Origin of the sequence: Niallia sp. MER 6 (genome assembly GCF_023714395.1) — a bacterium.
In the GTDB taxonomy this organism is placed as follows: Bacteria; Bacillota; Bacilli; order Bacillales; family Cytobacillaceae; genus Niallia.
Genome location: NZ_JAMAUK010000002.1, coordinates 264873 through 281723, shown reverse-complemented (window position 1 = coordinate 281723; position 16851 = coordinate 264873). Strand labels below are relative to the sequence as shown.

Sequence of the window (16851 nt, the reverse complement as noted above, 5' to 3'; positions counted from 1 at the left end):
TTTTAATGCTTGGTATTTTAAATAAGGTTTTTGATCAGAATAAGCGCGATATAAAGAAACTTACAAAGATTGCAGAAAAGGTAGAGCTTTTGGCGAGTGAAACGGCAGCATTAAGCGATGAGCAGCTAAAAGCAAAAACAGAAGAGTTTAAAGCGCGCTACCAAAAAGGTGAAACGCTCGATGATATGCTTGTTGAGGCTTTTGCAGTTGTGAGGGAAGCTGCAAAACGTGTGCTTGGATTATACCCATATCCTGTACAGTTAATGGGGGGAGCTTCCCTGCATGACGGAAACATCTCTGAGATGAAGACAGGGGAAGGTAAAACTTTAACTGCGACAATGCCTGTTTACTTGAATGCACTTTCCGGCAAAGGCGTTCATGTTGTAACAGTCAATGAATACTTGGCGTCACGTGATGCTGCTGAAATGGGACAGCTGTATGAGTTTCTTGGATTAACTGTCGGCTTGAACTTAAACGGTTTATCAAGAGATGAAAAGCAGGCAGCATATAATGCTGATATTACGTATGGAACAAATAATGAATTCGGCTTTGATTATCTTCGCGATAACATGGTCCTTTACAATGAGCAAAAGGTTCAAAAACCTTTATACTATGCTGTTATCGATGAAGTTGACTCCATTCTGATAGATGAAGCGAGAACACCGTTGATTATCTCCGGATCTGCTCAGAAGTCGACACAGCTGTATGTGCGGGCAAATGTTTTTGTGAGCAGTCTAAAGGTAGAGAAAGACTATACTTACGATGAAAAAACGAAGGGTGTTCAGCTTACAGAAGAAGGGATGAGCAAGGCAGAGCGAGTTTTCCAAATTGAAAACCTGTTTGATGTCAGCAATGTAGCGATTAACCACCATATCACACAAGCCCTTAAAGCACATGCGAGCATGCATAAGGATGTTGATTATGTTGTGCAGGACGGCGAAATTGTCATCGTTGACCAATTCACAGGCCGTCTTATGAAGGGCCGCCGATACAGTGACGGACTTCACCAGGCGATTGAAGCTAAGGAAAATCTTGAAATCCAGAATGAAAGCATGACACTTGCGACAATCACATTCCAAAACTACTTCCGCATGTATGAAAAGCTTGCCGGGATGACTGGTACTGCAAAAACTGAGGAAGAGGAATTCCGCAATATTTATAATATGAGTGTTGTTGTAATCCCTACAAACAGAGATATCATCCGTGATGACCGCGCTGATTTGATATATGCAACAATGGACGGCAAGTTCAGAGCTGTTGTGGAGGATATTGCAGAAAGACATAAAAATGGACAGCCTGTTCTAGTTGGTACAGTTGCGATTGAGACATCTGAAATCATCTCGAAGTATCTTTCTAAAAAAGGCATTCCTCATAACGTCTTGAATGCGAAGAACCATGAAAGAGAAGCGGAAATCATCGCTACTGCCGGTGAAAAGGGCGCTGTTACAATCGCAACTAACATGGCAGGACGCGGTACGGATATTAAATTAGGAGAAGGAATCAAGGATGTCGGCGGTTTGGCTGTAATCGGTACAGAACGCCATGAAAGCCGACGGATTGACAACCAGCTGCGTGGACGTTCCGGACGTCAAGGGGATCCTGGTGTTACTCAATTCTACCTTTCTATGGAAGATGAATTGATGCGACGTTTCGGATCTGACGGAATGAAGGCAATGATGTCGAAACTAGGCATGGATGATTCCCAGCCTATCCAAAGTAAAATGGTTTCAAGGGCTGTTGAATCAGCTCAAAAACGAGTGGAAGGAAACAACTTCGACTCACGGAAACAGCTTCTTCAATATGATGATGTACTACGCCAGCAAAGGGAAATTATCTATGCACAGCGTAATGAAGTGCTGACAAGTGAAAATCTTCGTACCATTGTAGAAGCGATGATTAAATCATCCTTAGAACGCCATGTGGCGGCACATACACCGGACAGTGAAGATCAGGAAAACTGGGATCTGCAGGCAGTCCTTGATTATGCCAACGGAAATCTGCTTCAAGAAGGTGAATTGGAGCTAAATGATATTCGCGGCAAAGATGGCGATGAAATCGTTGAAACAATCATGGAAAAGGTATTGCGCCACTATGATGAGAAAGAAGAGAAGCTTACAACAGAACAAATGCGAGAATTCGAAAAAGTTATCGTGCTCCGTGCTGTTGACAGCAAATGGATTGACCATATCGACCAAATGGATCAGCTGCGTCAAGGTATCCATCTTCGTGCATATGGACAAATCGATCCGCTTCGCGAGTACCAATCAGAAGGATTTGCGATGTTTGAACAAATGGTCTTATCCATTGAAGAGGATGTTGCTAAGTACATCATGAAAGCGGAAATCCGTGAAAACCTTCAAAGGGAAGAAGTAATGAAGGGACAAGCAGTTAATCCGAAAGAAGAGGGCGAAAAGAAGCCAAAGAAAAAGCCGGTTATGAAAAAGCTTGATGTTGGCCGAAACGCTCCTTGTTTCTGCGGCAGCGGCAAAAAGTATAAAAATTGCCACGGAGCTAATTTATAATAAATGAAAGGACCTGCCTCTCCTGTTGCTTTGAGGCAGGTCTTTCTTAGTCAAAGGAATTGTATATCTTCATGAAGATTGGAAATGCTTGAATACAGAGTCAAGTTTAAGCAAAACACCTTTCGGAAAGGAAAGCATGCAATTTTTCTTGAAAAGCCATATAATACTAGAAGGAAGCAGCAAGTGTATGCTGTTTTGAACTATAATTTTTAAAAAGGGTGACAGATAAATGGAATTAGCAGATATTCGCAACGAATTAGAGAAGATAAATGTAACACTAGAAAACTTTAGGGGGTCTCTTTGACTTAGATAACAAAGAGGCACGAATTGCTCATTTGGAAGATGAAATGCTGCATCCTGACTTCTGGAATGACCAGCAGGCGGCACAGACAGTTATCTCTGAAAGCAATGGTTTAAAAGACCAGGTTAATGAATTTTATAAGCTGACAGAAACATTTGAAAACCTGGAACTTACTTATGAATTGGTTAAAGAAGAAGATGACGCTGAATTGCGCAGTGAATTGGAAGAAGAACTGGTTGATTTAGTGAGTAGCTTAAGCCAGTTTGAGCTGAATTTGCTGTTAAGTGAGCCTTATGATAAAAACAATGCTATTTTAGAGCTGCACCCAGGTGCAGGCGGAACAGAATCACAAGACTGGGGCAGTATGCTTTTGCGCATGTACACACGCTGGGCAGAGAAAAGAGGCTTCAAAGTGGAAACTTTGGATTATCTGCCAGGTGATGAAGCTGGGATTAAAAGTGTAACGTTAGCGATTAAAGGTCATAATGCTTTCGGTTATTTAAAAGCAGAAAAAGGTGTACACAGACTTGTCCGCATCTCGCCATTTGACTCATCTGGACGCCGCCATACGAGCTTCGTATCTTGTGAAGTTATGCCAGAATTCAATGATGAGATTGAAATTGAAATCCGTACAGAGGATTTGAAGGTTGATACGTACCGAGCAAGCGGTGCTGGTGGACAGCATATTAATACAACAGACTCCGCTGTTCGTATTACACATATCCCGACAGGAGTGGTCGTGTCTTGTCAAACAGAGCGTTCTCAGATTAAAAACAGGGAGACTGCTATGAAAATGCTAAAAGCAAAGCTATACCAGAAAAAGATCGAAGAACAGGAAGAGAAGCTTGCAGAAATTCGCGGCGAGCAAAAAGATATCGGTTGGGGCAGCCAAATTCGTTCCTACGTATTCCATCCATACTCTCTTGTCAAAGATCACCGTACAAACACAGAAGTAGGTAACACACAATCCGTTATGGACGGAGACATCGACCTCTTCATAAATGCATACTTGCGTTCAAAGCTAAGCATTGCAGAATAACATTTACGCCATCACAACAAGTGATGGCTTTTTTGTGTTTAAGAATACTCGCAATAGGTAATTAATTATGAAGTGATTATTTAATTTTGGTAAAGTTTTGCCAAGTATGCATTTGGGCAAGGAATTGTAACGTATAATTTTTTTAAGTCATTATGTTGGTAAGGAGGGCATGAAGTTGCCGTGAAAATATTCCAAATTCTTAATTAATTTACTTTTTAAGGGAAAAATGAAACTTTTTGCTGTAAATTTCGTTTATAGGTATATTAATGGAATTATTTAGAGATTCTTATAGTAATTGGTTATTTTAAGAAAAGAGGTTATGAAATGAAAGAGGCTGTATTAACGATTGCTGTTCCTTGTTATAACGAAGAGGAAGTATTCGAGCATACATATTTTCAACTAAAAAAGGTACTTACTTCCCTAATTTCCGAAGGTCTTGTAAGTTCCAAGAGCCAATTGCTCTTCATCGATGACGGGAGCAAGGATTCCACATGGGAAAAAATCGAGAGTGCGACACATTTTGATAAGCTTGTAAGCGGGTTAAAATTGTCGCGAAACTTCGGTCACCAGCGGGCATTGCTTGCAGGGCTTGAGGAAGCTGTTCAATTTTCTGATTGCGTTATTAGCATTGACGCAGATCTGCAGGATGATACTAGTGTGATTAGAGAATTTGTGCTGAAGTACTTGAGCGGCTGTGAAATTGTGTATGGTGTGAGAAGCAAAAGGGAAACAGATACCTTTTTCAAACGAAGTACAGCACAAGGCTTTTACCGCCTGATGGAGAAAATGGGATTATCGCTAGTATATAACCATGCCGATTATCGTCTGTTAAGCAAAAGGGCGCTGACAGAGATGCTTAAGTTCAAGGAATCTAATCTGTTTTTAAGAGGGGTAGTTCCCTTGCTTGGTTTTAAGACGGCGAAGGTATACTATGAGCGCAAAGCCCGAGAGGCTGGAGAATCAAAATACCCAATTGCAAAAATGCTTGCATTTGCTTTAGACGGTATCACATCCTTCAGTGTTAAACCGATTCGCTTTATCACTTTAATAGGTTTTTTATCGTCTATTATCAGTATAATGGCAGGAGGCTATGTGCTTGTGCAAAAAATCATCGGTGAAACAGAATCTGGATGGGCGTCCTTAATGATTTCTCTATGGCTGATTGGTGGCCTTTTATTGATGAGCATTGGTCTCATAGGGGAGTATATCGGAAAAATTTACGAGGAAGTTAAACAGCGTCCACGTTATATCATCGAGGATAATTTGTGCAGAAACAAACAAGCTAATGCTGTTAAATCGAAGGTGCATGTGTAATGCTGCGCTCTTCTTTCATACGGTTTTTGCTCGTTGGGCTGATTAACACAGCAGTTGGGCTATCGATTATGTATGCCTGTCTGCTGCTGTTCCATTTCAGCTATTGGAGCTCAACCTTTATCGGCAACTTAGTAGGTGCAGCTGTAAGCTATATGCTTAATAAAAATCTTACCTTTCAAAGTAATGCTAGATTCGTAGGAAGCAGTATTCGGTTTGCTATTGTTATACTGGCATCCTATTTCATTTCCTATAAGCTAGGATTGGTGCTAGTGGAGGAAACCGTTGGTAAATCACCGCTGCTTGTGGAATATGTAGAAGTGATAGCGGTCCTTTTTGGAAGCGGAATGTACACGATTTTAAATTATTTTGGGCAGAAGTATCTTGTGTTTTCACCTAAATATCAACAAGTTCCTGGGAGTGTTAAATGATTAACGTAACAGAAAAAAGTAAGCAGGAAAAAATCTTCCTAGCAGTGGCATTATTAATTGTTTTTTTATGGGTATTACCCTATTTTATCCTGAACGGACAGGCGCATATGCGTATGCATGATAATCTTGATTCTAATCTCGGCTGGTATGAAGTCCTGAAAAACAGCGGCAATATGTTTGCTCCTGTCAATACACCAATGGAGCAGATAATGAACGGTGAGTTTTCTCGGGATACGTACTATTCCGAATACTATGGGATGGTATTTCTTTTCAACATATTGCCGCCTGTAGTCGCATATGGATTGAGTCAGGCGATTACCCGTTTTTTTGCCTTTTTAGGAATGTATCTTCTCCTGAAAAAACATGTATTTAAAAATTCAAATCCATACTTAATTACAATCGGTGCAGCGTTGACTTTCGCACTAACGCCTTACTGGCCATCAGGTATGCTGAGCATACTCGGAATGCCGTTAGCATTATGGAGCTTCCTTAATATTAGGAAGGGCGAGCGCAATTGGAAGAACTATTTAGTGCTGACACTTCTGCCGGTTTTCTCCACCTTTGTAATCGGCTTTTTTTACTTTCTAACATTTGTCGGTTTACTATGGTTGTACGATCTCTTTAAAACGAAGAAATGGAATTTCGTTTTCTTATTATCCATCGTATATATGCTAGCAATCTATTTAGTTATTGATTATCGATTAGTTATCTCTATGATAGCACCTGCTTCTAGTGAGTTAACAAACAGAGATGTCTTTTATCAGTCCAAGCTTGATATATTCCAGACATTGCGTCTTCTTGTAAAGAACTATGTGATTAGCCATAATCAAGACAGGACCATCTCCCAATTCATTATTATGCCGCTCACTATTCTTTGTTTAATATGGGTGCTTATGAAAAAGCAGGCGAAAGACAACCGGTTATTCCTTTTCTTGCATATACTAAACCTCGTCCTATCTACTTGGTATGCATTTTGGTTTTTTGAAGGATGGCAGCCGCTGAAGGAGCGTGTCAGCCTTTTGACAAGCTTTAACTTCGGGCGATTCCATTACTTGCGGCCAATGATTATTTATGTGCTTTTTGCTTTGTCACTGAAAATGATTTGGGACAAAGGTGGGCGCTTAAAATATGTAGTGTATGCATTAATTGCTGCACAGCTGTTTGTATTAATACCTAACAATGAAGAAATCAAATATAAAAATCAGCCAAGCTATGCGCAATATTTTGCGGAAGATGAGTTTAAAGAAATAAAGGAATACATAAACAAGCCATTGGACTCTTTCAGAGTTGTAAGTATAGGGATGCACCCTAATGTTGCCCAGTACAATGGCTTTTATACCCTTGATTCATATAGCAATATTTATCCATTAAGCTATAAAGAAGAATTCAGGAAAATCATTGAGCCTGAGCTTAACAAGAATAAGGCGCTAAGGGAATATTATGATTACTGGGGCGGACGCTGTTACATATTTGTTGACGAGCTCGGTAAAAAATATCAGTTTTCTAAGCATTCTAAAAAAAGTATTAAGAATTTAAGCTTAAATACAAATCAGCTGCAAAAAATGGGCGGTCAATATATCTTATCAGCACTGCCAATTGAAAATGCAAAAGATAATAATTTAACGTTTGAGAAATCATTTGAAACAAAAACAGGCTATTGGAAGATATATCTTTATGAAGTGAATGGATAAGCATCCATTCACTTTTTTAGTATAAATAGTTGATCGCAAAAATATATATATATCTGGAGGTGTTTATGGAGATATTAACGGCTATTATCATGGGTATAGTAGAAGGATTGACGGAGTTCGCTCCTGTATCGTCAACAGGTCATTTAATTTTAGCAGGTCATCTGTTGGACTTTACAGGCAGCAGTGCTAAAACCTTTGAAATTATTATTCAGCTTGGCAGCATTCTTGCCGTGATTTTTGTATTTTGGAAAAGGATTTTAAGCATATTAGGATTGGAGAGGTTTCAGGACTCTGAAAGTATAGGAACGCTCAGCTTTTTTCACATAGCAGTCGGCATTATTCCCTTCGGTGTTGGTGGTGTGCTGCTTTATGATTTCATTAAAGATGTACTTTTTCGTCCAGCGACAGTGGTTATTACCTTAATTATTGGAGGGTTGCTGATGCTGGCAGCTGAAAAGTTCAAGCCAACTGCAACGGCGAAAACACTCGATCAAGTTACATACAGACAAGCATTGACTGTTGGTTTTTTTCAATGCTTTGCATTAGTGCCGGGTTTTTCCCGTTCTGGAGCAACCCTTTCAGGCGGATTGCTTGCTGGAATGAATCATAAAACAGCCTCAGAATTTACATTTATTATGGCAGTTCCTATTATGTTTGCCGCATCAGCAAAGGATTTGCTTGAAAGCTGGAACAGTTTAGGAGTACAGGACATTCCCGTATTTGCAGCAGGCTTTGTGACAGCATTTATGGTCGCGCTGATTGCTATTAAATTTTTCCTGCGCTTAATTAATAAAATTAAATTGGTGCCTTTTGCTTTTTATCGTTTTGGACTGGCCATTGTATTTTGGATTTTTATTTTATAAGGTTACTAGTTTTAAAAAGCTATCCTAGCAAAACAAGGATAGCTTTTTTTACTTCTCGCAACCTTTACAAGCAACCTTTTTATCCCTTTACCACGCTAATTAGTCACCATTTACACCCCTGTGTTTGAATGATATACTCTCTGCTTGGGAAAACCTATAGAGAGCATTTTTCATAGAATTTACATACTGCTAATGCTCGCTGAAATTTACCATAAAAAAGAATTTATCATTCGAAGAGGTGTCGCATTTTGCGGGAATATATTTATGTATTAATCGGGTCTGCTATTGTAGCATTATCATTTAACTTGTTTTTATTGCCTAATAATATAGCTTCAGGCGGTGTCAGCGGCATAAGCACCATCACTGCCAGCTTGTTTCATTGGGAGCCGGCTTTTGTACAATGGGCATTTAATATCCCTTTGTTTATTGCAGGAGTGATTTTGCTTGGAAAAAACTTTGGGATAAAAACACTTGTCGGCACTTTGTTTTTACCATTTGTCGTTTTTTTGTCAAAAGACATGGAGCCTTGGACAACCCAGCCACTGCTTGCTGCATTATATGGCGGTATCGGAATCGGCCTTGGAATTGGACTTGTTTTTAAAGGTAAAGCATCAACAGGCGGGACAGACCTTGCTGCGCAAATTATCACTAAATATACCGGTATGTCATTAGGGAAAAGTGTTGCCTTAATCGATGGAGTAATTGTCATCACGGCTGCGGCTGTATTTAGTATTGAACAAGGTTTATATGCATTGCTTGCTCTGTTTGTTACAAGCAAAACGATTGATATTGTTCAAGTTGGATTCGGAAGCAGCAAAATGGCGTTGATTATAACAGACAAGCAAGAGGAAGTAAGAGAAGGAATTCTGACAAAAATCGACAGAGGCGTCACAAAGCTTACTGCTCACGGAGGATACACTGATTTTGAGCGTCCTATCTTAATGTGTGTCGTTGATCAAGCTCAATTCACTAAGTTGAAGCTTCTTGTTCAAACAATCGATCCTTCTGCATTCGTTATTGTCATGGATGCATCTGAGGTGCATGGAAGAGGATTCAGCGCGAAAAAAGCATAAGAAGCAACCGCCCATTTTTTGAAAAGGGCGGTTTTTTTATTAATTATGTTGAGCTTCTGTAAGATTTGTAACAGAAGCTAAAAATGTAACCGTTTTATAAATAATGTCGAAGTGTAATGAATGGAAATTATTATGAAAATAATTCCATAAAACGTAATTATTTTTAGGTATATAAGCCTAATTTAATGAAAAAAATAAAAAAAAAAGGGGAATATGGTCGAATTGTAGTACTATTATAATAGTAAATAAAAGTAAGACAAGATAATAATAGTACTTTTTGCGATGTTTGAAAAGAAAATGTAATAATTTTATCCGTTAAATTACTGTCCTATAATGTTATAATAATGTAAGTAATTAGAAGGAAAGCTTTTATTTTTAAAAAAGCTGTCTCTTTCCGTCGGTTTGTAAATGTCGAATTTTGGTGGTTAACGGAAGTCAGAAAAGTTCTGGATGTATAGCATAAATATAAATAGCAATTCGCAGATGTGATTCGTCTACCATGTTTGCCTTAGACGCATTGCACTTTTCTCATGTTCTTACAAATAAAATTCAGGTGTGATAATAGATGATTGAAATGAAAAATGTAATAAAGAAATATGCCAATGGCGTTATTGCAGCCAATGGGATAGATGTAAAAATAGCTCAAGGTGAGTTTGTATATGTAGTTGGACCGAGTGGTGCCGGAAAATCAACATTCATTAAAATGATGCATCGCGAGGAAAAACCGACACAAGGAACAATCTTGATAAACGGTGTAAACTTAGCAAAATTGAAAAACAGCAAGGTTCCTTTGCTGCGAAGAAATATGGGAGTCGTCTTTCAGGACTTTAAGCTTTTGCCGACATTGACTGTATTTGAAAATGTGGCATTTGCATTGGAAGTAATTGAAGAAAACCCTAAATCAATTAAAAAACGTGTGATGGACACTTTAGGACTAGTAGGGTTGAAGCATAAAGCAAGAATGCTGCCTACTGAACTATCAGGCGGAGAGCAGCAGCGTGTATCCATTGCCCGCTCGATTGTAAACTCCCCAAAGCTTGTCATTGCCGATGAGCCAACTGGGAATCTTGACCCTGAAACCTCTTGGGAAATCATGAATATTTTTGAGGAAATCAACAATCGGGGAACTACCGTTGTGATGGCTACCCACAATAAGGAAATTGTTAATACGATTAGACATCGTGTAATCGCCATCGAAGGTGGAAGAATTGTTCGTGACGAGCAGAGAGGTGATTACGGATATGAAGGCTAGAACAGTAAAAAGACATGCTAGAGAAAGTTTTAAAAGTTTATGGAGAAACGGATGGATGACATTCGCTTCGATAAGTTCTGTGGCGATAACGCTAATTTTGGTTGGTGTGTTTTTCGTCATTATGATGAATTTGAACGAGGTTGCCACAACAATAGAAGAGAACGTGGAAATTCGTGTTCATATTGATCAGACAGCTTCAAAAGATGATCAGGCTGCCTTAGAGGATAAGATTAAGGGCATATCAGATGTCGACAGCGTAACATTCTCTACGAAACAGCAGGAATTAGACAACTTGATTGAAAGCTTCGGTGACGATGGGGATGCTTATGAGCTGTTTCAGCAGGATAACCCATTAAGTGATGTGTTTGTTGTTAAAACAAAAAATCCAAATGACACAAAAAAAGTCGCACAGCAAATTGAGAAGTTTGAAAATGCGGCAACTGTAAAATACGGACAAGGTACGGTCGACAGGCTGTTCAAGGTCATTAATGTCAGCAGGAACGTCGGGATTGTCCTAATTGCAGGGCTTCTGTTTACAGCAATGTTCCTAATCTCCAACACAATTAAAATCACCATTGTTGCCAGACGTAAAGAGATAGAAATTATGAGACTTGTCGGTGCAACTAACTGGTTCATCCGCTGGCCGTTCTTCTTGGAAGGTATGTGGCTTGGCGTCATTGGTTCGATTATTCCAATCGGCATTGTATCGGTCATTTATTATTATGCATATGAATACTTGAATCCGAGATTGGCAGGCAACTACATCCAAATACTTGATTATACGCCATTTGTTTATCAAGTGGGAGCATTGCTATTGCTAATGGGTGCATTGATCGGTATATGGGGAAGTGTCATGAGTATTCGCAAATTCTTGAAGGTGTAAGGTGAAAACAGGAAGAAGTAGTCCCTTCTTCCTGTGAAACACAATATACTGCTACTTAATAGCCTGGATAAAAGGCCAGGCTATTAAATTGGCGTTATTTTCAATGGTATAGTACTAAAATACTAGTTTACAAGTAGTTAAACCTACGTATCTATTTTTTTAGAGGGGAAGGCATGAGAGCTTGAAAAATACAATAGTTAAATGGACAGTCGTTACTACTTTAGGCATTGGTGGTATTGTTGCTCAAGGACCTTTTTCTACGGCAAATGCAGCAAGCGTAAGCGATCTTAACAAGCAAAAAGAGGAGATCGAAAGCAAGCAGCAAGATGTAGAAAGTGAAAAGAACAACAAAAACGAAGAACTAGACAGCATACATGATGAACAGGCATCGGTTGAAGAAGAGCTGGAGAGATTAAACACAGCGATTTCTACTACACAAGTTAACATTATTGAGAAAAAAGAACAGATTGAAACAACAAAAGATGATGTGGCAAAGCTGGAGAAACAAATTAAAGCAACACAAAAAAGAATTGATGAAAGAAATGAAGTGCTGAAAGACAGAGCAAGAGCTATGCAGGAAACTGGCGGTGCAGTCAGCTACATGGATGTGCTTATGGGCGCTCAAAGCATCAGTGATTTAATTGACCGTGTCGGTGCTGTGGCAACAATTGTGGAAGCAGACCGCGCTATCTTAAAGGAGCAGGAAGCAGATAAAAAGCTTCTGGAAGATTCAAAGGCTGAGTTAAAAGAAAAACTAAGCTCACTGGAAACAATGCTAAGTGAGTTGGAAGACATGAAGGCAGATTTGGATTCCAAAAAGAAAGAAAAAGATAAAGTGATGGCACAGCTTGAAGAGGAAGAGGGTCATGTCCATGCAGAAATGCTTTCACTTGAAGAAGAAGAAGCAATCTTGGCAGACCAAAAGGTAGCAATGGAAAAAGCAATTGAGCTGGAAAAACAGCGTCAAGCGGAAGCTGCAAGAAAAGCAGAGGAAGAAAGAAAGAAACAAGAAGCAGCAGAAGCGGCGGCAGCAGCAGAAGCAGCAGCTGCTAAAGCAAAGGCAGCACAGTCGAGCAGCTCAAGTTCTAAATCTAGCTCTAGTTCTAGTTCTAGTTCAAAATCAAGCTCAAGCTCAAGCAGTTCAAGTTCATCTTCTGCAGCATCAACACCTGGTGTATCTTCAGGAAACTGGACAAAACCAGCTAATGGAGTGCTTACTTCTGGCTTAGGTCAACGATGGGGAACTTTCCATGCGGGAATTGACTTAGCAGCAACAGGTGATAATGTTGCAATTGTTGCAGCAGCAGACGGTGTTGTTATTCGTTCTTACACATCAAGCAGTTATGGTGAAGCGATATTTGTTGCACACTCTATTAATGGCCAACAGTACACAACTGTTTATGCTCATATGAAATCAGGAAGCAGAAAAGTTAGTGCAGGTCAGGTTGTCTCAAAAGGCCAGCGTATCGGTACAATGGGTAATACTGGTGATTCCCAAGGACAGCATTTGCATTTTGAATTGCATAAAGGCGAATGGAATGCAGCTAAATCCAACGCAATCAACCCGATTGGTATTGTTCCAATCTAATAGATTAAAAAGCTTGTCCACAATATGGACAAGCTTTTTTGTTTTTCCATAAGCGGTCGTAAGGATGTATCCAGATATTACTATGCTATAATAAAGATATGAGTTTTTTAAAGAGGAGCAATGAAAATGAGCGGCAATGATAATAAAGATAATGAAGAGTTGAACCCAATAAGCGGTGCTGGTGCAATCCTTGATGAGGAGACATTATTTATTGTTTCCCAAACATTTAAAGCTTTATCAGATCCGACAAGAATTAAGATTCTCCATCTATTGTCAGAAAAGCAGCATTCTGTTAATGAAATAGCAGAAAGACTGCAGATGCTTCAGTCGACAGTTTCTCATCAGCTGCGGTTTTTGAAAAACCTTCGCCTTGTTAAATATCGCAGGGAAGGAACAACGATGATATACTCTTGCGATGATGAGCATGTTATGAGTGTTTTAAAGCAGATGATTGACCATGCAAGACATCATTAATATGGATATAGAACAGCAGCAGCCAGACTCGTTTGGCTGCTGCTGTTCTATACCCATATTGGAAATAACATTGACACTTTCGAGCCTGCTTACATATAATATGAATATATGAGTAATTGTTCATATAATGATTTTCTCGATAATTAAGTGATATTAAATAAATCAATCCTTTTCTGACAGGGAAGAATTTCATTTAAGACAATTAATGAAAGAGGGGAAAACCATGGAGGAAGGAAAACAGCTGCAAAGGAAAGACTTTATATTAGAAGGGCTGGACTGTGCGAATTGTGCCATGAAAATTGAGCGGGGTGTTGCCACGATAGAGGGTGTGAATGAATGCCAAGTCAATTTTGCGACACAGACATTGTCCTTACAGTTCAGTGACGAAGAAGGCCCGATAATCGCAAAAGCGGAAAAGGCAATAAAACGGTTGGAACCGCATGTAAAATTAAAAGAAAAAACAGCGGGGGAAAATCGGCAAACAAACAAGCATGATCTTGCTCATCTTCAGCATGGTCACAGTCATAGTCACAGCCATGGACATTCACATGACCATGGAAACAAGAGCATGCAAAGAATGATAACACGGCTTGTAATCGGGACGATAATCGCTCTTTTTGCTTATTTTCTTCCGCTGGATGGTGTTATAAAGCTGTCTGCCTTTGTTGTTGCCTATCTTATTATTGGCGGAGACATTGTATGGCGGGCTTGTACAAATATCGTCCGCGGCCAAGTATTTGATGAGCATTTCTTAATGGCCATTGCCACGATAGGAGCATTTGCAATTCAAGAATATCCAGAGGGCGTTGCTGTCATGCTGTTTTATCAAGTCGGCGAGCTGTTCCAGGGAGCTGCTGTAAACCGTTCACGTAAGTCGATTAGCAGCTTAATGAATATCAGACCAGATTATGCCAATGTGATGAAAGAGGAGACCCTTGAAAAGGTGTCTCCAGAAGAGGTAACAATCGGTGATATTATCGTTATCAAGCCTGGAGAGAAGATACCGCTTGACGGTATTGTCGTTGAGGGTAAATCAAGCGTTGATACTTCGGCATTGACAGGGGAGTCCATGCCAAGAGATGTAGAGCCGGGACATGATATACTCAGCGGCTTCATCAATAAAAATGGAGTGCTCACTGTCAAGGTAACGAAGGAATATAGTCAGTCTACTGTTGCGAAAATTTTGGAACTTGTTCAAAATGCCAGCAGCAGAAAAGCGCCGACAGAAAACTTCATCACGAAATTTGCTCGTTACTATACACCGGTTGTGGTAATCATTGCAGCATTATTAGCTGTAGTGCCTCCTCTATTTTTGGAGGGTGCTGTATTTTCTGATTGGCTGTATCGTGCCTTGATTTTCTTAGTTATCTCTTGTCCATGTGCGCTCGTTGTTTCTATTCCTCTTGGCTTTTTCGGCGGAATAGGTGCTGCATCTAAAGCGGGAATTCTTGTAAAAGGCAGCAACTATTTGGAGGCCTTGAATGATGTTAAGTATGCGGTGTTTGATAAGACAGGTACCCTTACGAAGGGAGTATTTGAAGTAGTGTCTGTGCATCCTGCTAACGGTTATTCAGACCAAGATGTTCTGCGGAATGCGGCAAGTGCAGAGATTCATTCTAACCATCCGATTGCCGAATCAATCAGAAAGGCTTATGGGGGCGCAGTTTCAGAAGCAGATGTAAATGATTATGAGGAAATCCCAGGCTACGGAATCATTGCAGCTGTTAATGGTTTAAAAGTATTAGCTGGTAACTACAAGCTGATGGTGAAGGAAGGAATTGATTTCGAGTTAAGAGAAGAGATTGGAACAATTGTCTATGTAGCAGCAAATAAGGAGTTTATTGGCTCACTTGTCATATCCGACCAATTGAAGGAGGATGCCAAGCAGGCTATTGCAGCATTGAAGCAAGCTGGCATTAAAAAAACGGTCATGCTTACAGGGGATGCTGCTGCGGTGGGCGCAAGTGTTGCTAAGTCTCTGAATATAGACGTTGTGCATGCAGAGCTCCTTCCACAGGATAAGGTAGAAGAGATAGAAAAACTGGATAAAAGAAAATCTCCAAAAGAGAAGATCTTATTTGTAGGAGACGGGATTAACGATACACCTGTATTAGCGCGGGCAGATGTAGGCATGGCGATGGGCGGCTTAGGTTCAGATGCAGCCATTGAAGCAGCTGATATAGTCATTATGACAGATGAACCTTCAAAAATTGCCTCTGCCATTTCCATTGCTAAAAAAACACGCAAGATTGTTTGGCAAAATATTGTGTTTGCGTTAGGAGTTAAAGCGCTGTTCCTTTTGCTTGGGGCCTTTGGAGTTGCTACAATGTGGGAAGCGGTGTTTTCAGATGTTGGAGTTACCTTAATTGCTGTGCTGAATGCAATGAGAGTCTTATCTATAAAAAATCTTCCATGAAAATAGTCAGCCACTGTCTTTTAGACAGTGGCTCTTTTTATGCTACATTACATTTGGAGGTGTACCATGCTCTGCCGGCGGTGCAGGCTTTAATTTTGGAGCAGGACCGAATGGAGGTACGTCCTTTACGTATTGGAATGTGCCCATACCATCCATACTTGGACCAGATGCCCATCTTCCTTTGCTGCTTTCGTCTCCCATCGAATGGTTCAAGAATAAATAAGAAACCTCTCTTTTTTCCAATTCCTTCGGGAACGTGCTTGGAACAACAACCCCTTCTTGCTGTTCGAGTTCATAAATAGCAGCAAGCCATTGATTTTGATGCATAGTGTCCCTTGCGATAAGGTAGGAAAGCATATCTTTAATACCTCTGTCATCTGTTTGTTCAAAAATCCTTACTGCCTGCAATCTTCCTTGTGATTCAGCATGCAGGTTAGAACGCATATCTGCAAGCAGATTGCCGCTCGCAATGATATAGCCGCTGTTCCAAGGCACTCCGTTGCTGTCTTTTGGAGTTGCTGATAAGCCGGATACGATAGCGTGCTGTGGGTCCATCCCGCCGATAATTGCCGCTAACGCAGGATTAGTAGCAGCTGCAGACTCCAGTTCGGTTACAGGTGCATCATCTAAGAGACGGGCAACCATTGTGGACAATAGCTCAATATGACCTATTTCCTCCGTTCCTGTATCTAACAGTAAATCTCTGTATTTTGCATGTCCTCTTGTACCCCATGCTTGAAATAAATATTGATTCATAACAGACATTTCTCCGAATTGGCCGCCGATTAGTTCTTGAATTCTTCTAGCGAAAAGTGGATCTGGTTTTTCTGGCTTTGCTTGGTATGCTAGTTCTTTTATATGATAAAACATTTTAGGCATTCCTCCCTTTCGTCTGTATAGGTTATTCAACTAGGGAAAATAGGTGCACTTTAAATAGAGTACAGCAAAAGCTGTCATCATAACTTGTCTGCTCTCGGCATATAGATTCAGTAAGGCTATTCTCATGA

The 16851-nt window shown here is 40.1% G+C and carries 13 protein-coding genes; 12 read left to right on the top strand and 1 reads right to left on the bottom strand.

Annotated elements, in window-relative coordinates; all coding sequences use genetic code 11:
* The first annotated feature begins 5 nt into the window (after positions 1–5).
* The 12 genes from secA to M3600_RS03860 all read left to right on the top strand — a co-directional run bounded on the left by secA (position 6) and on the right by M3600_RS03860 (position 15844).
* Positions 6–2522 (top strand): preprotein translocase subunit SecA, encoded by a 2517-nt coding sequence (secA, locus tag M3600_RS03915; RefSeq protein WP_233318442.1) that lies wholly within the window; start codon positions 6–8, stop codon positions 2520–2522.
* Between the two features lie 229 nt (positions 2523–2751).
* Positions 2752–3862, top strand: a protein-coding gene (prfB, locus tag M3600_RS03910; RefSeq protein WP_233318444.1) for a peptide chain release factor 2 whose coding sequence is annotated in 2 segments (ribosomal slippage) — positions 2752–2823 and positions 2825–3862 — 1110 coding nt in all. Because the reading frame shifts where the segments join, the coding sequence is not laid out codon by codon here.
* A gap of 324 nt (positions 3863–4186) precedes the next feature.
* The gene (locus M3600_RS03905) at positions 4187–5176 is read left to right on the top strand and encodes a glycosyltransferase family 2 protein (protein WP_251644764.1); all 990 of its coding nucleotides are present in this window, start codon (positions 4187–4189) and stop codon (positions 5174–5176) included.
* Positions 5176–5604, top strand: coding sequence for a GtrA family protein (locus tag M3600_RS03900; RefSeq protein WP_233318455.1), 429 nt, complete (start codon positions 5176–5178; stop codon positions 5602–5604). The genes M3600_RS03905 and M3600_RS03900 overlap by 1 nt, the downstream gene beginning before the upstream one ends.
* A complete protein-coding gene (locus M3600_RS03895) occupies positions 5601–7295 on the top strand; it encodes a DUF6044 family protein (protein ID WP_233318465.1) in 1695 nt (564 codons plus the stop codon). The genes M3600_RS03900 and M3600_RS03895 overlap by 4 nt, the downstream gene beginning before the upstream one ends.
* A gap of 65 nt (positions 7296–7360) precedes the next feature.
* Positions 7361–8158, top strand: a complete 798-nt coding sequence (gene bacA, locus M3600_RS03890) for an undecaprenyl-diphosphate phosphatase (RefSeq protein ID WP_251644763.1) — start codon at positions 7361–7363, stop codon at positions 8156–8158.
* Between the two features lie 248 nt (positions 8159–8406).
* Entirely contained in the window at positions 8407–9231 is an 825-nt protein-coding gene (locus M3600_RS03885) for a YitT family protein (RefSeq protein WP_285854694.1), read from the top strand.
* A gap of 565 nt (positions 9232–9796) precedes the next feature.
* The gene (gene ftsE, locus M3600_RS03880; protein WP_233318469.1) at positions 9797–10483 is read left to right on the top strand and encodes a cell division ATP-binding protein FtsE; all 687 of its coding nucleotides are present in this window, start codon (positions 9797–9799) and stop codon (positions 10481–10483) included.
* Positions 10473–11366, top strand: coding sequence for a permease-like cell division protein FtsX (ftsX, locus tag M3600_RS03875; RefSeq protein ID WP_233318546.1), 894 nt, complete (start codon positions 10473–10475; stop codon positions 11364–11366). Before ftsE ends, ftsX begins: the two co-directional genes overlap by 11 nt.
* A gap of 181 nt (positions 11367–11547) precedes the next feature.
* A complete protein-coding gene (locus tag M3600_RS03870) occupies positions 11548–12954 on the top strand; it encodes a murein hydrolase activator EnvC family protein (RefSeq protein WP_237941918.1) in 1407 nt (468 codons plus the stop codon).
* 126 nt (positions 12955–13080) lie between these two features.
* Entirely contained in the window at positions 13081–13428 is a 348-nt protein-coding gene (locus tag M3600_RS03865) for an ArsR/SmtB family transcription factor (RefSeq protein ID WP_396953779.1), read from the top strand.
* 223 nt (positions 13429–13651) lie between these two features.
* Entirely contained in the window at positions 13652–15844 is a 2193-nt protein-coding gene (locus M3600_RS03860; protein ID WP_251644762.1) for a heavy metal translocating P-type ATPase, read from the top strand.
* 42 nt (positions 15845–15886) lie between these two features.
* On the opposite strand, the gene M3600_RS03855 is transcribed toward M3600_RS03860, so the two are convergent.
* Positions 15887–16714, bottom strand: a complete 828-nt coding sequence (locus M3600_RS03855; protein WP_233318477.1) for a manganese catalase — start codon at positions 16712–16714, stop codon at positions 15887–15889.
* Positions 16715–16851 lie beyond the last annotated feature (137 nt).